The 23,376-nt window shown below is 52.3% G+C and carries 25 protein-coding genes; 11 read left to right on the top strand and 14 right to left on the bottom strand.

Annotated features, from left to right (window positions below):
* Positions 1 to 48 precede the first annotated feature (48 nt).
* The 3 genes from OGX95_RS16160 to OGX95_RS16150 all read left to right on the top strand — a co-directional run bounded on the left by OGX95_RS16160 (position 49) and on the right by OGX95_RS16150 (position 2,481).
* The gene (locus OGX95_RS16160) at positions 49 to 795 is read left to right on the top strand and encodes a MipA/OmpV family protein (RefSeq protein WP_286630159.1); all 747 of its coding nucleotides are present in this window, start codon (positions 49 to 51) and stop codon (positions 793 to 795) included.
* 265 nt (positions 796 to 1,060) lie between these two features.
* Positions 1,061 to 1,411 carry a hypothetical protein gene (locus tag OGX95_RS16155; protein WP_286630158.1) on the top strand — a complete coding sequence of 117 codons (351 nt, stop codon included), beginning with the start codon at positions 1,061 to 1,063 and terminating at the stop codon, positions 1,409 to 1,411.
* Between the two features lie 215 nt (positions 1,412 to 1,626).
* Positions 1,627 to 2,481 carry an aldo/keto reductase gene (locus OGX95_RS16150; RefSeq protein ID WP_286630157.1) on the top strand — a complete coding sequence of 285 codons (855 nt, stop codon included), beginning with the start codon at positions 1,627 to 1,629 and terminating at the stop codon, positions 2,479 to 2,481.
* 81 nt (positions 2,482 to 2,562) lie between these two features.
* Here OGX95_RS16150 and OGX95_RS16145 read toward each other — a convergent pair whose 3' ends face one another.
* Positions 2,563 to 3,447 carry a D-hexose-6-phosphate mutarotase gene (locus OGX95_RS16145; protein WP_286630156.1) on the bottom strand — a complete coding sequence of 295 codons (885 nt, stop codon included), beginning with the start codon at positions 3,445 to 3,447 and terminating at the stop codon, positions 2,563 to 2,565.
* 73 nt (positions 3,448 to 3,520) lie between these two features.
* Positions 3,521 to 4,516 carry a glyceraldehyde-3-phosphate dehydrogenase gene (gene gapA, locus OGX95_RS16140; RefSeq protein ID WP_286630155.1) on the bottom strand — a complete coding sequence of 332 codons (996 nt, stop codon included), beginning with the start codon at positions 4,514 to 4,516 and terminating at the stop codon, positions 3,521 to 3,523.
* A 341-nt stretch (positions 4,517 to 4,857) separates the two neighbouring features.
* On the opposite strand from gapA, the gene msrB reads away from it, so the two are divergent.
* Positions 4,858 to 5,271 (top strand): peptide-methionine (R)-S-oxide reductase MsrB, encoded by a 414-nt coding sequence (msrB, locus tag OGX95_RS16135; RefSeq protein ID WP_286630154.1) that lies wholly within the window; start codon positions 4,858 to 4,860, stop codon positions 5,269 to 5,271.
* Between the two features lie 42 nt (positions 5,272 to 5,313).
* Entirely contained in the window at positions 5,314 to 5,589 is a 276-nt protein-coding gene (locus OGX95_RS16130) for a YeaC family protein (RefSeq protein ID WP_005121124.1), read from the top strand.
* 44 nt (positions 5,590 to 5,633) lie between these two features.
* On the opposite strand, the gene yajD is transcribed toward OGX95_RS16130, so the two are convergent.
* The 6 genes from yajD to sppA all read right to left on the bottom strand — a co-directional run bounded on the left by yajD (position 5,634) and on the right by sppA (position 11,178).
* A complete protein-coding gene (gene yajD, locus OGX95_RS16125; protein WP_003832478.1) occupies positions 5,634 to 5,978 on the bottom strand; it encodes an HNH nuclease YajD in 345 nt (114 codons plus the stop codon).
* Positions 5,979 to 6,072: 94 nt separating this feature from the next.
* Entirely contained in the window at positions 6,073 to 7,326 is a 1,254-nt protein-coding gene (gene chiD / locus OGX95_RS16120; protein ID WP_286630153.1) for a chitinase ChiD, read from the bottom strand.
* A gap of 82 nt (positions 7,327 to 7,408) precedes the next feature.
* Positions 7,409 to 7,549 carry a hypothetical protein gene (locus OGX95_RS16115; protein WP_286630152.1) on the bottom strand — a complete coding sequence of 47 codons (141 nt, stop codon included), beginning with the start codon at positions 7,547 to 7,549 and terminating at the stop codon, positions 7,409 to 7,411.
* A 47-nt stretch (positions 7,550 to 7,596) separates the two neighbouring features.
* Positions 7,597 to 8,235 carry a bifunctional nicotinamidase/pyrazinamidase gene (gene pncA, locus OGX95_RS16110; RefSeq protein ID WP_286630189.1) on the bottom strand — a complete coding sequence of 213 codons (639 nt, stop codon included), beginning with the start codon at positions 8,233 to 8,235 and terminating at the stop codon, positions 7,597 to 7,599.
* A gap of 14 nt (positions 8,236 to 8,249) precedes the next feature.
* Positions 8,250 to 9,266, bottom strand: a complete 1,017-nt coding sequence (gene ansA, locus OGX95_RS16105) for an asparaginase (protein WP_286630151.1) — start codon at positions 9,264 to 9,266, stop codon at positions 8,250 to 8,252.
* A gap of 55 nt (positions 9,267 to 9,321) precedes the next feature.
* A complete protein-coding gene (sppA, locus tag OGX95_RS16100) occupies positions 9,322 to 11,178 on the bottom strand; it encodes a signal peptide peptidase SppA (protein ID WP_286630150.1) in 1,857 nt (618 codons plus the stop codon).
* Positions 11,179 to 11,351: 173 nt separating this feature from the next.
* Here sppA and OGX95_RS16095 point away from each other — a divergent pair, with 173 nt between their 5' ends.
* From OGX95_RS16095 to OGX95_RS16085, 3 genes are all read left to right on the top strand, one after another.
* Complete coding sequence (locus OGX95_RS16095) at positions 11,352 to 11,903, top strand: NAD(P)H nitroreductase (RefSeq protein ID WP_286630149.1); 552 nt, start codon at positions 11,352 to 11,354, stop codon at positions 11,901 to 11,903.
* Between the two features lie 116 nt (positions 11,904 to 12,019).
* A complete protein-coding gene (selD, locus tag OGX95_RS16090) occupies positions 12,020 to 13,063 on the top strand; it encodes a selenide, water dikinase SelD (protein WP_286630148.1) in 1,044 nt (347 codons plus the stop codon).
* A gap of 4 nt (positions 13,064 to 13,067) precedes the next feature.
* Positions 13,068 to 15,008: a DNA topoisomerase III gene (locus OGX95_RS16085; protein WP_286630188.1), complete on the top strand. Its 1,941-nt coding sequence runs from the start codon at positions 13,068 to 13,070 to the stop codon at positions 15,006 to 15,008.
* A gap of 49 nt (positions 15,009 to 15,057) precedes the next feature.
* Here the strand turns inward: OGX95_RS16085 and gdhA are convergent, their stop codons facing one another.
* On the bottom strand, positions 15,058 to 16,401 hold the full coding sequence (gdhA, locus tag OGX95_RS16080; protein ID WP_003832501.1) for an NADP-specific glutamate dehydrogenase: 1,344 nt from the start codon (positions 16,399 to 16,401) through the stop codon (positions 15,058 to 15,060).
* A 236-nt stretch (positions 16,402 to 16,637) separates the two neighbouring features.
* On the opposite strand from gdhA, the gene OGX95_RS16075 reads away from it, so the two are divergent.
* A complete protein-coding gene (locus tag OGX95_RS16075; RefSeq protein ID WP_137383420.1) occupies positions 16,638 to 16,913 on the top strand; it encodes a YnjH family protein in 276 nt (91 codons plus the stop codon).
* Here the strand turns inward: OGX95_RS16075 and OGX95_RS16070 are convergent.
* The gene (locus tag OGX95_RS16070; RefSeq protein ID WP_286630187.1) at positions 16,873 to 17,286 is read right to left on the bottom strand and encodes a pyrimidine (deoxy)nucleoside triphosphate diphosphatase; all 414 of its coding nucleotides are present in this window, start codon (positions 17,284 to 17,286) and stop codon (positions 16,873 to 16,875) included. The genes OGX95_RS16075 and OGX95_RS16070 overlap by 41 nt on opposite strands.
* Before the next feature lie 81 nt (positions 17,287 to 17,367).
* Here OGX95_RS16070 and OGX95_RS16065 point away from each other — a divergent pair, with 81 nt between their 5' ends.
* Together OGX95_RS16065 and OGX95_RS16060 are read left to right on the top strand one after the other, a co-directional pair.
* A complete protein-coding gene (locus OGX95_RS16065) occupies positions 17,368 to 17,937 on the top strand; it encodes a carboxymuconolactone decarboxylase family protein (RefSeq protein ID WP_286630147.1) in 570 nt (189 codons plus the stop codon).
* The gene (locus OGX95_RS16060; protein WP_286630146.1) at positions 17,930 to 18,553 is read left to right on the top strand and encodes a CDP-alcohol phosphatidyltransferase family protein; all 624 of its coding nucleotides are present in this window, start codon (positions 17,930 to 17,932) and stop codon (positions 18,551 to 18,553) included. The genes OGX95_RS16065 and OGX95_RS16060 overlap by 8 nt, the downstream gene beginning before the upstream one ends.
* Before the next feature lie 99 nt (positions 18,554 to 18,652).
* Here the strand turns inward: OGX95_RS16060 and OGX95_RS16055 are convergent, their stop codons facing one another.
* The 4 genes from OGX95_RS16055 to OGX95_RS16040 all read right to left on the bottom strand — a co-directional run bounded on the left by OGX95_RS16055 (position 18,653) and on the right by OGX95_RS16040 (position 23,357).
* Positions 18,653 to 19,960: a sulfurtransferase gene (locus OGX95_RS16055; protein WP_286630145.1), complete on the bottom strand. Its 1,308-nt coding sequence runs from the start codon at positions 19,958 to 19,960 to the stop codon at positions 18,653 to 18,655.
* Positions 19,961 to 20,047: 87 nt separating this feature from the next.
* Entirely contained in the window at positions 20,048 to 20,680 is a 633-nt protein-coding gene (locus OGX95_RS16050; RefSeq protein WP_286630144.1) for an ATP-binding cassette domain-containing protein, read from the bottom strand.
* Positions 20,680 to 22,215, bottom strand: a complete 1,536-nt coding sequence (locus tag OGX95_RS16045; protein WP_286630143.1) for an ABC transporter permease family protein — start codon at positions 22,213 to 22,215, stop codon at positions 20,680 to 20,682. Before OGX95_RS16045 ends, OGX95_RS16050 begins: the two co-directional genes overlap by 1 nt.
* The gene (locus OGX95_RS16040) at positions 22,188 to 23,357 is read right to left on the bottom strand and encodes an ABC transporter substrate-binding protein (RefSeq protein WP_286630142.1); all 1,170 of its coding nucleotides are present in this window, start codon (positions 23,355 to 23,357) and stop codon (positions 22,188 to 22,190) included. Before OGX95_RS16040 ends, OGX95_RS16045 begins: the two co-directional genes overlap by 28 nt.
* Between the last annotated feature and the right edge of the window lie 19 nt (positions 23,358 to 23,376).

The raw sequence follows: 23,376 nt of genomic DNA, 5'->3' as shown, positions 1-23,376 counted from the left end.
GGCGGTTACACTTTCGTCGCTAAACATTTGAATAAGGAATTATGGATTGTGACCAAACTCAAACTTCTGGCACTTGGCGTGCTCATTGCCACGTCCGCGAGCGTCGCGCAAGCAGAAAGCAACCTGACGCTGGGCGCAGGCGTTGGTGTGGTTGAACACCCTTACAAAAACTACGATAGTGACGTTTACCCGATCCCTGTTGTGACCTATGAAAGCGACAACTTCTGGTTCCGTGGTCTGGGCGGCGGATACTACCTGTGGAATGATAATACAGATAAATTATCTGTTATGGCGTACTGGTCGCCACTGTACTTCAAGCCGGGCGACAGCGACGATAGCCGTCTGCGCAATCTCGATAAGCGTAAGAGCACCATGATGGCCGGGCTTTCTTACGTGCATAACACGCAATATGGTTTCCTGCGTACTAGCCTCGCGGGAGACGCACTGGATAACAGTAATGGTATCGTATGGGATCTGGCATGGCTGTACCGTTATACCAACGGGGGCCTGACACTGACACCGGGGATTGGTGTTGAGTGGAACAGTGAAAACCAGAACCAGTACTACTATGGTGTATCGCGTCACGAATCGTCCCGCAGTGGTTTACGTAGCTACGATCCCGAAAGCAGCTGGAATCCGTACCTTGAACTCAGCGCTAACTATAATTTCTTAGGCGACTGGAGCGTGTACGGTACTGCACGTTACACCCGTCTGTCTGATGAGGTGACAGACAGCCCGATGGTAGACAAATCCTGGACGGGTCTGATCTCAACCGGTATCACCTATAAATTCTGATTTCGCTAAGCGAGAAACAGATAATAATTTCAGGCCCGCAGAATGCGGGCTTTTTATTTTTTTACCGCAGCTACCTGGTTTTGATAACGTATTTCTTCATTTTATTTAACGGTGAAAGTTATCTTTTATTCGAAACCTGTTTAATATATTTATTTTGCTTTTTTAGGTGATGATCTGAAAAATGGAATTGACATTAAATATTGAATTGCAGATATTACTCAACTCTTAAAATACAGCGAAGAAAATTATTCGCATCGGATATTCAATGAAAAAGTATATCATTATCGCTGCACTGGTGGCGTCATCTGTCGCGCCAGCCTATGCCATTAGCGAGGCCTACCGCCAGCAGTTAGAACATGAACATAAAACGATGGTCAGCGAAGCCAGCGCACCCGTTCATGCCAGCAATGCAAAACCTGTACATGTGAAAAAACTGGGTGTCGATTTCAAACGTGGTGCTGATGGTATTGCCTATATTAATGGCAAACCCGCATCAAACGATGAGAATACAGCGACTGCACAAACGTATAGCGCAGGTTTAATTACTGTTATTATGTATAAAAATGGTAAAATTGAAGCAATGCAACAGGGCAAATATTTAGGGCGTTTAAAATAAGCTTGCATTGATAATAAATCATAGGTTATTTAAGCCCGGGGATATACGCTCTCCGGGTTTTTATTTTGTATCTTCAATATGTTTCGTTCTTTAATCTCTCCGTTACTGCCCCAGTTCAATACACCGCCCAATGAGTGATGGTGCATTTTGTGCACCGTCATAAGGCGACACCCGTGACTTTGCGCTATTGTGGTGCGTAAAGACAGGAGGGGACGATGACTGACAAGCAGGTGATTTTTACGCAGCAGGTAAGACTTCCGGCCATAGGGCAGGGGACGTGGTACATGGGCGAGAATACCAGCCGCCGTCGGGATGAAGTGGCCGCATTGCAGGCAGGGTTAGATCTTGGCTTGCGGCTTATTGATACCGCAGAAATGTATGCTGATGGTGCAGCAGAAAAGATCGTGGGAGAGGCGCTGAACGGTCGGCGCGATGAGGCGTTTTTGGTGTCAAAAGTGTATCCATGGAATGCCGGAGGCCAGAAAGCGATTGCAGCCTGCGAAGGGAGTCTGCGCCGACTGAAAACCGACTATCTGGATCTCTATTTATTGCACTGGATGGGCGACTATTCATTTGAAGAAACCATCGAGGTAATGGAAACGCTGATCGGACAGGGGAAAATTCGTCGGTGGGGTGTTTCAAATCTCGATTATGACGAGATGCAGGCCCTATGGCAGGTTGCGGGTGGACGGCAATGCGCCACCAACCAGGTGTTATATCATTTAGCGTCGCGCGGCATTGAATATGACTTGCTACCATGGTGTCAGCAACAGCAGATGCCGGTTATGGCCTATAGCCCGTTGGCACAGGCAGGACGGTTGCGCAGTGGTCTGCTCACTCATTCGGTGATTAACGACATTGCACGTGCACACGATGCTACTGCCGCCCAGATCTTGCTGGCATGGGTTATTCGTCAACCAGGCGTGATCGCGATTCCAAAAGCGGCGAGTGTGGCGCACGTCGAACAGAATGCGGCCGCGTTAGAGATAACGCTCTCTACTGATGAGTTAAGGTTATTAGATCAGGCCTGGCCTGCTCCAGCAGGCAAAACAGTATTGGATATGGCCTGATAGCGATGTTTACTTCTCTTGTCCGGCCTATGCAATGCGTCAGTAGGCCGGATAAGTCGCCATCAGGCAACAGGCAAAATCTTAGCGTTTCGCAACACGAATAGTTTGCGCCAGACGAGAAGGTTTCTCTGCAGTGGTCTTCTGCGGTGCTGTTGCGTACGCTGTTTCTACGCAAACAAACGTTTTGTAGCCATCGTCCGGCATGTCACCCATGCTGACAGACAGCGCCGGACCCGGGTTCCAGCCCACAACGTTCAGATGGTGGTGGTGCACGACATCGATATTACGCTTGAGCGAATCATCATGGATGACACTGCATGCTTCCGGGTTCAGATAAACGCGGTCAGTACGATCCGGGAAGGTCTGGATACCATCGGCCAGCATATCTTCTTTCGCATTGTTCACTTTATCGATCAGGCGGTCGCCAAGACCACTTACTTTCACTGCGGCAATATCACCCACGTTGAAGTAGGTATGCAGTGCGGAGGTGGTTTCAAACTCGCCGTGGGCTTCCAGTTCCATTTCACAGGTTGCACCGACTTTGAAGCGGGCAAGCAGGGTAAAGTCGTGTGGCCATAGCTGATGCGTTTCAGCGTTGCTTTGCAGCTCAAACGTCAGAACCACGCCGTTGTCATCTTCGTTGTGCGCCTTCAGCGTCCAGGGCAGGTTACGCGCGAAGCCGTGAGAAGGCAGACCTTGCTGAGCCGCCGGGCCAAACCACGGCCAACAAATGGGTACGCCACCCCGCAGCGCCACGCCCGTTTTAAACGGTGTGTTGTTGCTTAACCACAGGACTTCGTCTTCGCCGTTAGGTTTCCAGGACAGAAGATGTGCGCCCTGCAGTGCGAAAGAGGCTTTAACCTGCGGGTGATCGACAACCACAATCTCAAGCTCATCAAGCTGACGGCGGGAGAGGACTGGGGTAATTTGTTCGATTATCGGAAGTGCAAAAATTTTATTAATCATTACGCAATCCTTTATTTTGAGCAAAAAAAAGAGCGACCAGAGTCGCTCTTACAGATTACTGTCTCATCTCAACTTATTTGGAGATGTGAGCAATCAGATCCAGAACTTTGTTGGAGTAGCCAGTTTCGTTGTCGTACCAGGAAACCAGTTTCACGAAGTTGTCGTTCAGTGCGATACCTGCTTTAGCATCGAACACGGAAGTGCAAACTTCACCGTTGAAATCGGTAGATACAACGTCGTCTTCGGTGTAACCCAGAACGCCTTTCATTGCGCCTTCGGAAGCAGCTTTGATTGCTTTCTTAATTTCTTCGTAAGAAGCAGCTTTTTCCAGACGAACGGTCAGGTCAACAACGGATACGTTCGGAGTAGGAACGCGGAACGCCATACCAGTCAGTTTGCCATTCAGTTCAGGCAGTACTTTACCTACAGCTTTAGCAGCACCGGTAGAGGACGGGATGATGTTCTGGGATGCGCCGCGGCCGCCGCGCCAGTCTTTGTGAGACGGGCCATCAACGGTTTTCTGAGTTGCGGTGGTCGCGTGAACAGTTGTCATCAGACCTTCGATGATACCGAAGTTGTCGTTGATAACTTTAGCCAGCGGAGCCAGGCAGTTAGTGGTGCAGGAAGCGTTAGAAACGATGTCCTGGCCTTCGTATTTGTCAAAGTTAGCGCCTTTAACAAACATCGGAGTGTTGTCTTTGGAAGGGCCAGTCAGAACAACTTTTTTCGCGCCAGCAGTGATGTGCTTACGAGCGGTTTCATCTGTCAGGAACAGGCCAGTAGCTTCAGCTACTACGTCAACACCAACTTCGTCCCATTTCAGGTTAGCCGGATCACGTTCAGCGGTAACACGGATTTTTTTACCGTTTACGATCAGATGACCGTCTTTCACTTCAACGGTACCGTTGAAACGGCCGTGAGTGGAGTCATATTTCAGCATGTAAGCCATGTAGTCAGCGTCTAACAGGTCGTTGATTGCAACGATCTCGATGTCAGAACGTTCTTGAGCAGCACGGAAAACAATGCGACCGATACGGCCAAAACCGTTGATACCTACTTTGATAGTCATATATTCCACCAGCTATTTGTTAGTGAATAAAAGGTTGCCTGTAAAATTACAAAAACCTTACGCAGCGTCAAGCGGAATCGTGTCAATCATTGCGACAAATCAAACTGCTGCTTAAGCTTTGCGCAACTGACTCGCCTCACTCTTCCTTTGGGCTTGAAACCACATGGGGGCGGCGGCCCGAATTTTAAAGGGCAATCAAGATAAAAACGTGATGTAGATCACGATTTCTGGGCTGCCATTTCGCACGGATCAAGTTTAGAACAAAAGTTCGCACTATGGTGTTAATGTTTTGTTAGAATCTGTCTCGCGATGTGAGTTTAGATAAAGCGAGATGTGAGCAAATGGCTAAGCAACCTTCCCCAGAAGAACTGAAAAAAAATTTGTCCGAAATGCAGTTTTACGTGACACAAAATCATGGGACAGAACCGCCATTTACCGGGCGTTTGCTGCACAATAAGCGTGATGGCATCTACCATTGTCTGATCTGCGATAATGCCTTGTTTCGTTCAGAGACAAAATACGACTCTGGCTGCGGCTGGCCTAGCTTTTACGAGCCGGTGAGCGAAGAGGCTATCCGTTACATAAATGACACGTCTCACGGCATGCAGCGCATTGAAATCCGCTGTGGAAACTGTGATGCGCATCTGGGGCATGTCTTTCCGGATGGGCCTCAGCCCACAGGCGAGCGTTACTGCGTTAATTCAGCATCATTGAACTTCACAGACGGCGAAAACGGTGAGCAAACGAAAGGCTGAAGAAACGATTCAGCTAATTATTCTACGGAGAGTGGATTTAACATGAATCTTGATGAGATGATCAACAGCATGACGCCGGAAGTTTATCAGCGCTTATCGACTGCCGTTGAACTGGGAAAATGGCCGGATGGCGTCGCGCTGACCGCAGAACAAAAAGAGAACAGTTTGCAACTGGTAATGTTATGGCAGGCACGTAACAACACGAATGCACAACACATGACTATCGATACCAACGGTGAGATGGTGATGAAGAGTAAGCAGCAACTTAAAGTGGAGTTTGGCATTACGCCTGAGCCGATTGCGACGTTCAAATCCTGATGGTAGATGCCCGGTGAGTGTGTATGCCGGGCATATGCAGTAGACTACTTTTTGTTCATCATCGCTTTAAGGTCAGCAAACGGATTATATTTCGCTTCGCCGACGGCCTTCTGCGCGTCTTCTCCGGCAACCACTGTTGAACCATACTGGTCCGCTTCCGTATATTTGGAATGCTCATGATCGTGGCAGTACAGGCACAACATCTCCCAGTTGCTACCATCTTCCGGGTTGTTAGAGTGGTCGTGATCGATATGGTGTACGGTCAATTCGCGCAGATTTGAGTACACGAATTCGCGGGAACAACGTCCACAGACCCAGGGAAAGAGCTTAAGTGCCTTTTCCCGATAACCGACTTCCAGACGGGCGTAATTTTTAGGGATGAAAGCCATACCAGCTCATGCCTCCAGTAGAAGATGAAAAGCTGCGCCAGCGAATGGCGCAGCGGATTGCGATAATCATAACCTATTGTGGCAAGCGTTGGGATCAGTGTTTGATACCCAATGAATCGGCCAACTGCTTCGCTAACTGGTTTTTATCATCCGCACCATACTCCCAGAACATAGCGCCTCCCAGTCCCTTGTTTTTGATGTAGTCCGCTTTGATGGCAACAGAGCGCGGATTCTCGTAGGAGAGGGCGAAAAGTGCCTTTCCGTCGGCAGACTGCACCGACAGCCACGGTACTTTTGCTTCATCGTCCCAGTGCTGGGTAAAGCGCTTTTGCGGATCGTTGATGAGCTTCGCCACAATGTCGTTGTACTTCACATAGGTATCTTTGGTCAGGTCAACGCCCAGTGATTTGAACAACGCAATTTGTTGTGGTTCAAAATAGGGCTGAGTGGCGGGATTTTTCTGTGCGTCGGGTTTGCTCCAGTCAATCCCCGGCTCAACGGCACGTTTAGGCACGCGACCGTAGAACCCAATACCCAGGTTCATCTGAGCTGGCTTTAGCCCTGCAGCGAGGTAGTTATTGACGACAAAATCGGCGCTGTACTTATCCGCTTCGGCGACCGTTGGCCACGTTGTCGAATCGTACAGGTTTGAGTTGAAGTACTGAGTACCGTAAGCCATATCGTAGGTCATCAGATTGATGTAATCGAGCAATGGCGCAATGGCTTTGACGTCTACCCAGCTTTTCGGGCTTTCTGCGTTGGCACCAACCGCGATGGTCACCAGTTTTTTATGCCCCACTGCGGCACGTAACTCCTTCAGCAGCGAAGTAAAGTTTGCACGATCGGCCGGTTTACTTTCAACTAATCCCCATGCACCGTTTACCGGATACTCCCAGTCGAGGTCGATACCATCCAGGCCATATTTCGCAATGATGTCCTGCACCGACTGAATAAATACCGCCCGGGATTCTTTTGTGGCTGCAGCGCCTGAGAATCCACGCGCCCCCCAACCGCCAACGGAAAGCAGAACGTTAAGATTCGGGTTCTGTTTGCGCAATTCCGGGATCTTTTGCAGATCAGACTGCACTTTTTCTGAAAGCCAAATTTGATGCAGCTTACTGGCATCTTTTAGCGCGTCATTGGTCTCGTCCTTCTCGTTGTTATAGATCAGGCCAAATGAGTAGTTCAGGTGGGTTATCTGGCGAACATCCAGTTTGTCGATATCACCGCCAGGACCGGCAGTGACGTCGCCGCCGCCGTTGAAGTAGCCGACAGACATCAGTGAGTTAGCGGAAACAACGCTGGCACAGAGCAGGGGTAATGCTGCCAACAAAGGCAAAAGTTTCATCGGAGTTCCTCTTTGACAATTAAAAATGCAAACACGCCACGGAAATGGCGTGGCGAAAAACAGCTCTCGCAGACTAGCAGTTTCAAAAGAGGAAAAATGCGAAGGGATTCACGCCGTGCTGGCGAAGCGGTGTACCAATTTTTGTAGGTGCAGTAGGGTTGTTGATTGCCGGATGGCGGCGCAAGCGCCTTATCCGGCCTACAGCATTGAGTAAAAATGCCATTTGAATAAGCCTGATAAGCGCATTTTACGTCGCCATCAGGCAAAACATTAGCGCTGCGTTTCTTCCCAGTCAGCCAGCGTGTAGAGCGTTGCTCCGGCCGCAGCCATTTCCATAAAGGCGTGTGCACTGTCCTCTGGCTGAATATTTACCCCACGGCAACCGTCAGTAATGACGCTGACGGTATAGCCAAGATCGAGCGCATCAAGCACGGTAAATTTTACGCAATAGTCGGTTGCCAGACCCATGATGATCAGTTCAGCCATTCGATTTTCCAGCAGCCAAGCATTAAGCGCAGTTGCCTGGCGACGGCCGTTATCAAAAAATGCGCTGTAACTGTCGACCAGTGGATCCTCGCCCTTACAGAAAGTCTGATTAATTGCTGTCTGGTTAAGCAGCGGGTGTAGCGCGGCACCTTCACTGTTTTGCACACAGTGATCGGGCCAGAACGTCTGTGGCAGTCCGTCCAGTTGTCCCTGGCTGTATGGCGCAACCTGATGTTGGCTGGCAAAACTACCATGATTTGCCGGGTGCCAGTCCTGGCTGGCAACAATTGCATCGCCGCGTATGGCACACCAGTCAATCAGTCGGTTGGCTATCTCTATAGTGCTGTCACCTTGCGGGACGGCAAGTGCACCACCGGCACAAAAATCATTCTGTAAATCGACCAGCAATAAGGCTCGGGCCATCGTCATAGACTCCTTTACTCGTCTGGCGTGAGCTCGCCACGCAGATTTTGCGTCATCGCTTCGCGAATAGCCTGGGTATCCAGGTTCTGACTCAGCAAATAATGCAGCTTGGTCAGCGTAGCCTCGACGGTCATATCCGCGCCGCCAATGACACCAGCGTGCGCCAGCGCATTCCCCGTCGCGTAACCGCCCATATTGACCTTGCCGGACATGCATTGGGTGAGATTCACCACCACAATGCCACGCGAACTCGCATCTTCAAGTTCTTTCAAAAACTCTTTGTTTTGTGGTGCATTACCGACACCGTAAGAGCGAAGAATTAACGCTTTCACGGGCTGGCGCAGGAAATTTCGCACCACGTCAGCAGAGATCCCTGGATAAATCGTGACCACGCCGATCGGCTGCGGGGTGATGGGGTGAACAATCAGATCACCCGCACCATGCGGTGCGGGTGGCGTCCCCAGCCGGCGGATGTGGATCCCCGCTTCCAGTAGTGGAGCAAGGTTCGGGGAGGCGAAGGCGTCAAAACCGTCAGCATGGGCTTTAGTTGTACGATTGCCGCGAAACAGGCGATTGTTGAAAAACAGGGTGACTTCATTAATCGGGTAATTTGCCGCAACGTACAATGCATTCAGCAAATTGATTTGTCCGTCCGAGCGTAGCTCTGCCAGTGGGATTTGTGACCCTGTCACAATAACGGGTTTGCCCAGATTCTCCAGCATAAAAGAGAGTGCCGAGGCGGTAAATGCCATGGTGTCGGTGCCGTGCAGAATGACAAAACCATCGTAATCGTCGTAGTGCGCTTTAATGTCTTCCGCAATATGCTGCCAGTCTTCCGGCGTCATATCGGAGGAATCCATCAGCGGGGCGTATTCGTGGATGGTGAAGTCTGGCATCTCCGGACGGTGGAATTCAGGCATCAATGCCAGTTGGCGCTGCAGGTGACCCGAAACCGGAATGTAACCCTGTTCAGAGCGCTGCATACCTATGGTGCCGCCGGTATAGGCAACGTAAATTGATTTTTTCTGCATGACTTTTCTTCTGTCTCAAAGAAAACCCCTCTTCATCCCGAAGAGGGGTCAATAGTTAGCGAACGTTGGCGCAGGTCAGGCAGAACGCATAACGGTTTTGCGGATCGTTAAACGCAGCCAGTTTATCTCCTTCAGCTTTTACCACGCTGGCAGCTGAAGCCAGTGGCGCCGGGAGCATTGCCTGAAGGGCTTCTGGCAACATGGCGCGCACCGAACCTGACATACTGTCCATCACCATATCCACGAAGGTAGGCTCGTCCTGATAATACTCAATGTGCCATTGTTTCAGTTTTGCCAGCTCTGCAGCTTTTGCGACGGCATCATCAAAATCGCCCAGGCTGTCTACCAGTCCGTTTGCTTTCGCATCCTGACCCGTCCAGACGTGACCCTGAGCAATTTTATCAATCTGCTCCGGTGTCGTCTTACGAGCATCCGCAACCAACGTGATAAAGCGCTTATAGCCGTTCTCAATGCTTAACTGCATCATTTGCTGTACTTCTGACGGTAACGCTTTGGTGATGGAGATATCCGCCAGTGGGGAAGTTGCAACACCGTCAGTATGCACGCCTATTGAATCCAGGCTGTTTTCCACCGTATTGATAACACCAAAGATACCGATGGAACCGGTCAGGGTGCTGGGGTTTGCCACGATGTAGCTTGCAGGCGTGGAGATCCAGTACCCCCCGGACGCCGCCATGCCGCCCATGGAAACGACAACCGGTTTGCCCGCTGCTTTTGCTGCTGCCAGCTCAGAACGGATCACTTCCGAGGCGCTGACGCTACCGCCTGGGCTATTCACGCGCAGAACAATGGCCTTCACTTTCGGATCGAGGCGTGCTTCACGGATCTGTGCAGCGGTAGTATCGCCACCCACATTCCCTGGCGTTTCTTCTCCGTCCATAATGGCACCGTTGGCGAAGACGACACCGATACTGTCCCCGGTATCAGCGGGTGCTTTCAGTGTGTAATCGTAGTAGCTGACAGAGCGGTAGTTTTTATCCGCTTTGCTCCAGCCAAACTGTTTGGTCAGCAACTTTTCGACTTCAGCACTGGAAGCGAGAGCATCTACCAATTTGTTATCGAGAGCGTATTTTGCGGTATCACCGTCGACTTTCGTCAAACCGTCCAGCATCGCTTGCGCCCCAGGGAATACCTGTTGCGCCGGGATCTGACGGTTAGCGGCGACCGTATCGAGATAGTTCTGCCACAGCTCGCCAATCCAGCGACTGTCAGCCTCACGCGCGGCAGGTGACATATCATCACGGATAAACGGCTCGACGGCGGATTTATAGGTACCCACGCGGAATACGTGTGTTGAGACCTTCAGCTTATCCAGCAGAGATTTGTAGTACAGACCGTTAGTGGCAAAGCCGTGCAGATCAACGGAACCCTGCGGAGATAGCCAAATTTTGTTGGCAAAACTTGCCAGGTAATACTGCCCCTGGCTGAAGTTATCGCCTACAGCAAAGACAGGCTTACCGCTGTCGCGGAACTCGCGGAGTGCTTTGCCGATATATTGCATCGACGGTTGGTCGGCCCCGGCGAAGTTTTTCAAGTCCATCACGATACCGGTAATGTTGCGGTCATCTTTGGCCTGTCGAATGGTATTCACGATATCGAACAGGGAGTTTTCCTGTAGACGATCGGAACTTGCGCCAAACAGTTGACGACCGATGGCACTTAACCGACTGGTGCTTGAAGGTTTATCAACAATAACCCCCGAGATATCCAGCAGCAGTGCGCCACGTTCAGCATGTTCGCTGGTGTTGCTGCTACTGACCTGCATCCAGATCCCAACACCCACCAGTACTAAAAAGATAAAGAACAGGTTAAGCACAAATTCACGGACGAAATTGAGTAATCGCCATGTCCATTTAAAAAATCCGGCAATAAATCGCCACAGGGTTCGCATGTATTCTCCCTATCGATTAACAACACGCCCACGTGAGCCACGAGAAAGGCGTTAAGATGTGGCTATCGTAATGACCCGACAGGCACTTGTCAGCAGGAATCACCACCTGTGCTGTAACAAAATCCGCCCGCGTGTTAATTTTGTGAATAAATATCATTGTTGGAGTTAAGCAAATGGATGCACTCGAATTACTTATGACCCGTCGTAGCGCTTCTCGTCTTGTCGAACCGGCCCCGGAGGGAGAGCAACTGCAAAATATTCTGCGCGCCGGTATGCGTGCGCCAGACCATAAATCACTGCAACCGTGGCAATTTTTTGTGATTGAAGGTGAAGGGCGCGAACGTTTTAGTGCCGTGCTTGAAAAAGGCGCGATTGCTGCCGGAAGTGATGAAAAAGCACAGGAAAAAGCCCGTACAGCACCGTTTCGCGCGCCGCTGATTATCGCTGTGGTGGCGAAATGTGAAGAAAGCGACAAGGTCCCGATGTGGGAACAAGAAATGTCTGCAGGCTGCGCGGTAATGGCGATGCAAATGGCGGCGATTGCACAAGGGTTTGGCGGGATCTGGCGCAGCGGAGCCTTAACGGAAAGTACGGTAGTCCGTGAAGCGTTTGACTGTCGTCCACAGGATAAAATCGTCGGTTTTCTCTATCTGGGAACGCCGCAGCTAAAAGCCTCCACCTCGATTAATCTTGCCGATCCGACCTCATTCGTCCGTTATTTCTGACATCAACGGCAAAACTGTCTGGATTATGAGCAAAGACACTCTAATTCAGACAGTCACTCTTACCACATCATGGAATGAGCGCTACCATATCCGCATTGCAATGACAGGAGATGTCCATGAGCGAGCAAGCTATTCGTTTAACGCAATACAGCCACGGAGCCGGTTGCGGTTGTAAAATTTCCCCGAAAGTGTTGGAAACCATCCTGCACAGCGAGCAGGCGAAGTTTGTTGATCCGAATTTACTCGTGGGTAATGAAACCCGCGATGACGCGGCGGTATACGATCTGGGTAACGGTACCAGCGTTATCAGCACCACCGATTTCTTTATGCCGATTGTCGATAATCCGTTTGATTTTGGCCGCATCGCTGCGACCAACGCCATCAGCGACATTTTTGCGATGGGCGGCAAACCGATTATGGCAATCGCTATTCTGGGCTGGCCTCTTGATAAACTGGCGCCGGAAATAGCCCGCGAAGTCACCGAAGGCGGGCGTTTTGCCTGTCGTCAGGCGGGGATTGCACTGGCAGGTGGACACTCTATTGATGCCCCTGAACCTATCTTTGGCCTTGCTGTGACGGGTATTGTGCCAACCGAACGTGTGAAGAAAAACAGCACCGCCGAGGCTGGATGTAAGCTGTTCCTCACCAAACCGCTGGGTATTGGTGTACTGACCACCGCAGAGAAGAAATCGCTGCTGAAACCGGAACACGTCGGACTGGCGACGGAAGTGATGTGCCGGATGAACATCGCAGGTGCGGCATTTGCCGACATCGACGGTGTGAAAGCCATGACGGATGTAACCGGTTTTGGTCTGCTGGGCCATCTGAGCGAGATGTGCCAGGGGGCAGGCGTTCAGGCGCAGATCGTCTACCAGGACATTCCTAAGCTTCCTGGCGTTGAAGAATACATCGCACAGGGCGCAGTGCCGGGAGGTACGCAGCGTAACTACGCGAGCTATGGACACCTGATGGGGGAAATGCCGCAATCGGTACGCGATCTGTTGTGCGATCCGCAAACGTCCGGCGGCTTGCTGCTGGCTGTAACACCGGAATCTGAAGCTGAGGTCAAAGCCGCAGCTGCGCAGTTTGGTATCGATCTCACGGCTATCGGTGAGCTGGTGGAAGCCCGCGGCGGTCGCGCCATGGTTGAGATTCGTTAACCCGATGCGGTTGTTTATTGCCGAAAAACCGAGTCTGGCGCGCGCCATCGCCGATGTGCTACCCAAGCCACATCGTAAAGGTGACGGTTTTATTGAATGCGGAAATGGGCAAGTGGTGACCTGGTGTATCGGTCACCTGCTTGAACAGGCACAGCCAGACGCCTACGACAGTCGTTATGCTCGCTGGAGCCTGGCCGATCTGCCGATTGTTCCGGAAAAGTGGCAACTACAGCCGCGTCCCTCTGTGACCAAACAACTCAACGTTATTAAACGCTTTTTACATGAAGCCAGTGAAGTTATTCACGCCGGAGACCCCGATCGTGAAGGACAACTGCTGGTGGACGAGGTACTGGATTACCTGCAGCTTGCCCCCGAAAAACGCCAGCAGGTGCAACGTTGCCTGATTAACGATCTGAACCCACAGGCAGTGGAACGGGCGATAGAGCGCCTACGTGCAAACAGCGATTTCATCCCACTGTGCGTGTCGGCACTGGCTCGTGCACGCGCGGACTGGCTGTACGGCATCAATATGACGCGCGCCTACACTATTCTCGGGCGCAACGCAGGTTACCAGGGCGTCCTCTCTGTAGGCCGTGTACAGACACCGGTGCTTGGCCTGGTTGTGCGTCGTGATGAAGAGATCGAAAACTTTGTCGCGAAAGATTTTTTTGAGGTGAAAGCGCATATTGTGACGCCCGCCGATGAGCGTTTTACCGCCATCTGGCAACCCAGTGAGGCCTGTGAACCTTATCAGGACGAAGAAGGGCGTTTACTGAATCGTACGCTGGCTGAGCATGTGGTGAAGCGCATCAATGGTCAGCCGGCGATAGTCACCAGTTATAATGATAAACGGGAATCAGAATCCGCGCCGCTGCCGTTTTCGCTGTCAGCGTTGCAGATTGAAGCCGCGAAACGCTTCGGTTTAAGTGCGCAAAATGTTCTGGATATCTGCCAGAAACTGTACGAAACCCACAAGCTGATCACCTACCCGCGCTCGGATAGTCGCTATCTGCCGGAAGAGCACTTTGCCGGACGCCATGCGGTGATGAATGCGATTAGCATCCATGCGCCGGATCTGTTACCGCAGCCTGCTGTGAATCCTGATACGCGAAATCGTTGTTGGGACGATAAAAAGGTGGATGCGCACCACGCTATTATTCCGACAGCGCGTAGCTCAACTATCAATCTCAATGACAATGAGTCGAAGATTTACAACCTGATTGCGCGTCAGTATCTGATGCAGTTTTGCGCGGATGCTGTTTTTCGTAAGTGCGTCATTGAACTGGATATCGCCAAAGGTAAGTTTGTTGCCAAGGCGCGTTTCCTGGCCGAGGCCGGATGGCGTACGCTGCTCGGTAACAAAGAGCGCGATGAAGATAACGACGGTACGCCGCTGCCAGTGGTGGCAAAAGACGATGAGTTGCTGTGTGAAAAAGGCGAAGTGGTTGAACGCCAGACCCAGCCGCCGCGCCACTTTACCGATGCGACGTTGTTGTCGGCAATGACCGGGATCGCGCGTTTTGTGCAGGATAAAGATCTGAAAAAGATCCTCCGCGCGACAGACGGACTGGGAACAGAAGCAACACGAGCCGGGATTATCGAATTACTGTTTAAACGCGGATTCCTGGTGAAAAAAGGGCGCTATATCCATTCGACCGATGCCGGAAAAGCGCTGTTCCACTCGCTGCCTGAAATGGCGACGCGCCCGGATATGACCGCGCACTGGGAGTCGATTTTGACACAAATTAGTGAAAAACAGTGTCGTTATCAGGACTTTATGCAACCGTTGGTCGGAACGCTGTATCAGTTAATCGACCAGGCTCGTAGTACACCAGTTCGCCGGTTCCGGGGGATTGCTGCACCTGGCGGTAGTGAGAAGAAAAAGAGTGTGCCGCGTAAACGCCCGGCGAAAAAAAGCCCGCCATCCGAAGAGGCAGGCGTGTAATGTGTAGGCCGGATAAGGCACGTGTGCCGCATCTGGCCTACGGGGTGAATTAAATCACACCCTGGCCCAGCATCGCGTCGGCAACTTTTACGAAGCCCGCGATGTTGGCACCGCGCACATAGTTGGTTTGTTTGCTTTCACCGCCGTACTCGACACAGGCATGGTGAATATCCAGCATGATATGGTGCAGACGGGCATCGACTTTCTCTGCCTTCCAGCCCAGACGCGCGGCATTCTGCGCCATTTCCAGACCGGATGTGGCTACACCACCCGCGTTAGCGGCTTTGCCTGGCGCGAACAAAACGCCAGCTTCCAGGAACAGATCGGTGGCCTCGATGGTCGTTGGCATATTGGCGCCTTCGGCGACGGCTTTCACGCCATTGGCGATCAGTACGCGTGCTGCATCGACATCCAGCTCGTTCTGGGTTGCGCATGGCAGGGCGATATCAACCGGAACAGACCATGGTTGTTTCCCTTCCAGGTAGGTCAGACCAAACTCACGGGCGTAATCCGCCACGCGACCGTCACGGCTGTCTTTAATCGCGCACAGACGCGCCAGTTTTTCTTTTGTAAATCCACTTTCATCAACTACGGTACCGCTGGAATCGGAGGCAGTAACCACGCGCGCACCAAACTCCATCGCCTTCTCAATAGCGAATTGTGCAACGTTACCGGAGCCGGAGACCGCCACACGCATCCCTTCAAAACCCAGACCATGACGTTTGAGCATCGCTTCGGTGAAGTACACCAGACCGTAGCCAGTTGCTTCCGGGCGAATCAGGCTGCCACCGAAAGAAAGGCCTTTTCCGGTGAAGACGCAGGCGCTGTTATTGGACAGCTTTTTCATCATCCCGGCCATAAAGCCGACCTCACGACCGCCCACGCCGATATCACCCGCAGGGACGTCGGTATCGGGCCCTAAATGGCGGAACAGTTCCGTCATCAGCGCCTGACAAAAACGCATGATTTCGCCTTCGCTTTTACCTTTCGGGTCAAAGTCGCTGCCGCCTTTACCACCGCCCATCGGCAGCGTGGTGAGTGCGTTTTTAAAGGTCTGCTCGAAGCCGAGGAACTTCAGGATCGACAGGTTCACCGAAGGATGGAAACGCATGCCGCCTTTATACGGGCCAATCGCGGAGCTGAACTGTACGCGCCACGCACGGTTAACCTGTACCTGATTACGATCGTCGAGCCAGACCACGCGGAACTGGATCACGCGCTCCGGTTCAACCAGACGTTCCAGCAATGACATTTGACGATAACGCGGATTTTGCTCAAGGAACGGCCACAGTGTCGTCATTACCTCACGAACGGCTTGCGCGAACTCGGTCTGATTCGGGTCGCGCTTTTGTACATGGTTGAGAAACGACTCCAGAGAACATGTCTGATCCATAGATATAAGAACCTCTTATGTATTGATATGGTTATATTTTTGATATTTGTGTTAAGTGTTTTGCAGTTTTTGACTATACCATCAGCGGTGTGACGAGACGCAAGAAAAAATTAATCCCGCTAAGTAAATTAATATCGCAGCGTTGCTCATAACCAAAAACGATGATGGAGGAACTAAAGTTTCTGCCGGTTTATACCGTTATACTGAGCATAGATGTCAGTTAAAAAGGAACGAATATGCGCCGTTTAATCATGGCAGGTGCGTTGGTGATGTTATCCAACGGGGTACTGGCAAATCAGCTTTATCGTCCGGATGTGCAAGTGAATGTGCCGCCGGAAGTGTTCAGTTCCAGCGGCCAGCGCGCGCAGCCCTGTAATCAGTGCTGCATTTATCAGGATCAAAACTATTCAGAAGGGGCGGTGGTGAAAGCCGATGGCGTGCTGCTACAGTGCCAGCGCGATGAGAAAACCATCAGCACGAATCCGCTGGTCTGGCGGCGTGTAAAAGAATAAACGCTTCTAATAGCGGGATATCGGCAGGCGCGAGTGGATAACGCAGCGCCTCTTCGGGTGAGCACCAGACCAAATCCTGATGCTCATGGGCGTAAAGCTCGCCCTGATAAGCCGCCACGTGCCAGGCATGCAGAAGTATCAATCGGCCTGACACTTCACGCTGATGACTGGCGATGTAATCCCCTACGATAGCCTCGATACCCAATTCCTCTCGTAATTCACGGACCAGCGCCTGTGGTTGGCTCTCGCCTGGTTCAACCTTACCACCAGCAAATTCCCACATACCGGACTGATCTGCATGCTGCGGGCGTTGAGCCAGTAAAATTTTGCCATCACGTTCAATAATCGCGGCGACCACGTCGAGGGTTTTCATCATATTCATCAGGATCTAACAGCAGAAAATGACATAATATAGTTAACCATGGGTTTGACCAAAAGTATTCAGGAGCAACCGTTGAATGAGCCTCAGTCATGGGTAAAACCGTTGACGCGTATCCCTTCCAGTTTGAAACCGCTTGTTGCAACACAGAAAAAACACTATGGCGATGTACTACATCCCACACGCTGGTGGGGGCGAATGCCATTTCTGTTCTGGCTTGTGGCGCTGTTTGTTGGTTTCCTGGAGCGTAAGCGGGCGCGCTTAACGCCGGTAATGCGAGCATTGTTGATGACACGTGTTTCTCAGGTGTGCCATTGCGCCTTTTGTGTGGATGCCAACAGTTTACGTCTGGCTGAACGCTGTGGCGCACTGGATAAAGTATGGCAGGTTGCTGCCTGGCAAGAATCGGCGCTGTTCAGTGAAGAAGAACGTGTCGCATTAGCTTATGCCGATGCCGTTACTGCCACGCCGCCTCGGGTTGATGAGGCATTAAAGGCGCAAATGAAGCTGCATTTTACCGAGGATGCAATTACTGAAATGACCGCGCTGATTGCGTTCCAAAATCTCTCGGCGCGCTTTAATGCCGCCCTTGATATTCCTTCGCAGGGACTGTGCGACACCGTCAAAGGACGCCCACATGCTTGATCGCCATCTTCATCCGCGCTTAAAACCGCTTTTGCATAGGTGTGTGCTGGTTATCGATAAGCCCGCAATTACGCCGGATGGCCTGACACTGGTTGGTTTTGCCATTGGCGTGCTGGCGTTGCCGTTTCTGGCTTTAGGCTGGTATCAGGCGGCGTTGGTGGTTATCGTGCTAAATCGACTGTTTGATGGACTGGACGGTGCGCTGGCGCGGCGCAGGGGGCTTACTGATGCCGGCGGGTTTCTCGATATCTCGCTCGACTTTCTTTTTTACGCCTTAGTACCGTTTGGTTTTATTCTGGCCGCACCGGAGCTGAATGCGCTGGCCGGAAGCTGGCTGTTGTTTGCCTTTATCGGAACGGGTAGCAGCTTTCTCGCCTTTGCCGCGTTGGCGGCGAAACACCAGATTGATAATCCGGGTTATGCGCATAAGTCGTTTTATTATCTGGGCGGGCTGACCGAAGGAACCGAGACCATTTTGCTGTTTGTGCTTGGCTGTCTGTTCCCAGGATATTTTGCCCTGATGGCATGGATATTTGGCGCACTGTGCTGGATGACAACACTCACCCGGATCTGGAGTGGATATTTGACGCTGAAAGCGGTTTCGCGTCAGGCGTAACGTATTGCGTTGCCGGATGTCCGACGCTTATCCGGCCTACAACGATGGCTAATGTAGGCCGGGAAAGCATTTTCGCCGTATCCGGCAATCATGACAGTCTTACTTGCTGCTGTCCGGACCACGTTCACCGCTGGCTACCGGGTTCTTTGGATCGCTGCTCCATTCATACCAACCGCCATCATAGACCGACACGTTTTGCCAGCCCATTGCGCGGGCGTACATAAAGGTTTCTGAGGCGCGCCAACCGGTACCGCAATAAAAAGAGACCTGCTGATCCGGCAGAATGTTCCATTGCTTCCACATGGCGGCGATGTCGTCTGCACTGCGCATCGTGCCATCCGGATTATGGAAATCCTCCATGTGGGTGGAGTCACTTCCTGCATGGCCCCAACGAGCGCCGGAGATTTCACCTTTTGGCTTGATGTAGCTGTATCCACTGGTGGTGCCGATAAACTCTGGCCACGAACGGATGCTGACCAGTGACGCATCCTGGCGATGCAGCAAGCCGCGAGCCTGTGCCATATCCAGCATCAATTGTGGTTGGGCGGGGATCGTGACGCCAAAATCCGGTTCTGGTTTGACCGTCGGCGGGGTGCCGCGTTCTACGGGTAAACCTGCGTCGGACCAGGTTTGCCAGCCACCGTCGAGCAGGCGAACATCTTTTACGCCCGCATACAGCATGATTTGCGCCACGCGTGCGGCGGCGTACACATCGCGGCCATACAAAATTACCGTGGTGTCATGGCGGATACCGTGTTTAGCCAGCATCGCTTTTAGCTGTCCGTCGGAGACTTTATTCCACAGCGGTTCGCTTTCCACTTCGTTAGTGTCAATGTATCCCGCCCCCGGAATATGGCTCAGCAGATAAAATTTTGGCGCACCCCAGGCCGCTTCAATAACTTTCCAGTCACCAGCCGGTTTTGCGGTAACGTCTTTGCCTTGCTGAAGATCGTGTAGCCATTGTGGGTAGACTAATTGTTCGAAGTGCGGCAGACGCTGCAAGCGTGCAGGGTCCTGTAGCGCGTCGCTAAGGGTCGAAATAGAGTTAAAACCCACTTTTTGCAGGCGGGCTTTGACGGCTTTCACATCGCTGTCGTTGCCATACAGTGCCACTGGCGCATCGGTTTTTAACTGATGTGCCTGAACCCAGGCGGTAAGTTGTTCATCGTTCATCTTGTCGAGCCAGGCGGCAGACAGATTCAGTGCGGAGGGTTCGTGCCCGGAAGGGCCATTGAGCGACTGAGGCCAGCCATTATAAAAAGCGCTCTGACGGGTATCGATTGCCGCGCCTTGTTTTTGCTGTAACTGGTTGAGGGTAAGCGTCTGTGCTGTTTCAGCAGCCCATGAAGAAGCGCAAGCGAGCCCTAAAGCCAGTGCCAGCGCGGTCATTTGAGAAACACGTTTCATCGAATAGCCCGACGTTGAAAAAAGAGGACGACATTTTGTGCCGCCAGTTAAGTAAAATCCTTGCGTTAACGCAGCATAAGACCACATTCACACCCAGGCGTTCATTTGTAATACACGGCCTGCCGGGGGAACGTCTTGTGTATCATGGGTTACTTGCACCACAGGGATCCCCAACTTGCGCACTTCGGTGAAAACCCACTGGCGAAACGTATCCCGCAGTGACGTATCCAGGCGACTGAAGGGTTCATCCAGCAGCAAAGCCTGCGGTTGTGCCAGCAGGGCGCGAAGCAGGGCAATGCGTGAGCGTTGCCCTCCGGACAGCGATGCCGGGTCGCGATGGTAAAAGCCTGCCAGGTCAGCGCGCTCAAGGGCATGTTCCACTTCATCGCGTCTCGCCGTACCTTTCAGGTCAGCGGGTAGCGCCAGTGATAAATTTTGTCCAACACTGAAATGATCAAACAGCAGGGCATCCTGGAACAGAATACCAATCTGGCGCTGCGCGGTAGGTAATGTGTCAATGCGCCGTTCATTGAGCCATAGTTGACCGGATGCACGAAATTGATCGGAGAGCGCACCAATCATCCATGAAAATAGTGAAGACTTGCCGCTTCCCGAAGGTCCCATAATAGTGACAATGTCACCTTTGTTGACCTGGAGGTTGACGCCCGTCAGCAGCGGAGTTGAACCCTGGTACAGGGAAACATTTTGCACTATGAGCATTAGCGGAGTCCTTGTCGAAAGCGGCCAACCCAGGCGGAAAGCGAGGCTGCGAGTGCGAAAACAACCAACGGTAACAGCAATTGCCATAGTGCCTGTGCCGCCAGAATAGCGGTGCTGCCACCGCTGCTTAATGCTACGGCTTCGGTCGTAAGTGTGGGATAACGACCTGCGCCTAGCCATAAGGTTGGCATGTACTGGGCAATACTAACCGAAAATCCTACGGCGAAGGCAATCAGTGCCGGGCGCAGAATCAACGGGCATTTTACCTGCCAGAAGATTCGGTTTTGTGTCCAGCCCAGCGTTTGCGCAATCACAATAAGGCGCGAGTCAATACGCTGCCATGCAGGTTTAAGCACAAACAACATCCATGGTGTTACCCACAATAAATGCCCCCAGACCACCGTGATGAACTGGCCATCCTGTTCAGCATATAGCGCCAGTGTATATTGCCCGGTGACCAGCGGTAACGCGGGTAAGATAATGGGCAACCAGACCCAACGATGTCCGGTTTGTGGCCCCCATTCCAGCCATATCAACAGTGTGACCAGGGCAAGCGTACTGGCCAGAACCCCCATTTGCAGGCTGTTGATCAGCGCATCTCTGTTCAGCGATGAGTATTCCGCCATCAGGAGCAGAACGACTGCACACACAACGCCGCTGATGGGCAGAAGTTGTATCAGCGAGCGTCCGGCTGTACAGGATGAAAAATGCAGGCGTACACCGCTGATTGCCGGAATTGTGCGTCGCCAGCCGCGCCAGAGCAGATAGCCCACCAGCGCAAAAATGACCAGTAACAGCACCAGCAGCAAACTGGCGAGCGCGCCTTTTGTTTGCTGGTCGGCGTCGCCCTGGCTTAACCATTGCCAGCTCAACACCGCAAGCGTTGGGGGGTTGCCGGGTCCAAGGATGATGGCGACATCAACGACGGAGAGAGACCACGCGACAATCGCCAGCATAACTTTCCCCAGCGCCGGCGCGATAGAGGGCAGTACCAGCCAGTTCAGACACTGCAACCGGCTGTAACCCAGAGAGTCCAGCACGATGACCTGCTGTGACAACTGCTTTTCACTCAATAAAGCGGAAAGGATCCAGAGTAAAAAAGCGCTTTCTTTCACCGCCAATGTGAAGCCCAGACCCACACCGTAGCGGTCCAACAGTGGGCTGAGAAACGGCAATATACGGTAGAGCATGCCGCCCTCGGCGAAAAGTAACAGCGTACTGGTGGCAAAAGCAACATGCGGAACCGCCAGCAGCCAGGGGAGGCGAGTACAAAGCCGTGCCCATCTGGCGCCGGGCCAGAATGCAAGGACGGTCAGCAGGGCGATACTGAGCGCGCCAGTGGCTGCCAGCGTGACAGAAACCAACGTCGCCAGTAACGCCTGCAGGAGTTGGGGATCGGCAAACAACGCCAGCCAGTGTGCAATGGCAAGCGCGGGTGCAATTAGCGTAAAAGCCGCAGGGACCAGCGGTAAATAGATTGCCGCCATGAAGGTCCAGAGCAGCAGATTTAATGTGTACCGTAACGGCGTAGCCATTCTTGTTCCAGTGCATTTACCCAGGCTGCGTGTGGCTCAGGCAGGACAGCCGGGAGTCCATTCGGGATTCGAGCCAGTAGCGCTTCCCGCTGTTGGTCTGGTAATTTTTGGGGGTCAAGCACGGAAGGATCGCCCCAAAAGGTGGGGTCAGCTTTGCGGAGCTGCGCTTCGGGCGAGAGCAGGAAGTTAGCCACTACTTTCGCCCCGGCACTGGCACGCGCATTAGCGGGAATGGTGACAAAATGCACATTGCCCAGCATGCCCTGAGAGAAGCCAAAACTATAGCTGTTTTTCGGTAACTCGCCGCGAGCGATTTTTTGCTGTGCATGCGCGGGGTTAAAGGTTAACGATATCCGCAGCGTGCCGGTATTCAGCAGGGCATCCATCCGGGCAGGCGTAGGGGGAAAGTCTTTCCCTTCGCGCCACAGTACGGGATGTAAAGCATCAAGATATTGCCACAATGGGGCGGTAACCTCGGCGAACGTGGCTGTATCGGGAGCACTTTTCAGTGCTTGTGGTTTAGCGGTGAGCGTAATCAGCAACTGTTCGAGAAAAGCGGTGCCGGTAAAGTCGGGTGGGCGCGGATAGGTCACCGTACCGGGATGCGCTCGCGCAAATTCCAGCAGTGCCTGCGCAGAGCGAGGTGGTTGTTCGGTGATATCCCGATTGGCGATAAAGGTTAACTGCGCGCCACCCCATGGAGATTCGGCGCCCTCTGTCGGAATGGCGAAGTCTTCAGTCACCGGTTGTTGGGTATCGACGTAGTGCCAGTTGGGCAGCATTTGTGCCCACTGCGTTTGCAGCAGGCCAGCATCTTTCAGCGCGCGAAAATTCTCGCCATTGACCCACAGAAGATCAACCGAACCGCCTGTTTTACGCCCTGATGCCGCTTCGGTCTGGATGCGTTTTACCGCATCGGCTGCATCCGCCAGACGGACAATTTTCAGGTTAATGGCGTAGTGTGTTTTCATTTCACCGCTAACCCAGTCGAGATACTGATTAACGGCATTATCGCCTCCCCAGGCGTTAAACCACACCGTCTGACCCCGGGCGTCGTTTTTGATTTGCTGCCAGTTATCGCTCTGCGCAAAGGTTGCCAGCGGAGAGAGCAGCAAACTCAGGCATAATAAACAGTAACGCATAGTATCTCCAATCGTTTAT

It is taken from the genome of Citrobacter sp. Cu233, assembly GCF_030332225.1.
Classification (GTDB): domain Bacteria; phylum Pseudomonadota; class Gammaproteobacteria; order Enterobacterales; family Enterobacteriaceae; genus Citrobacter.
The sequence above is the reverse complement of the archived record's forward strand: the minus strand, read 5'-3'. Positions and strand labels throughout refer to the sequence as shown.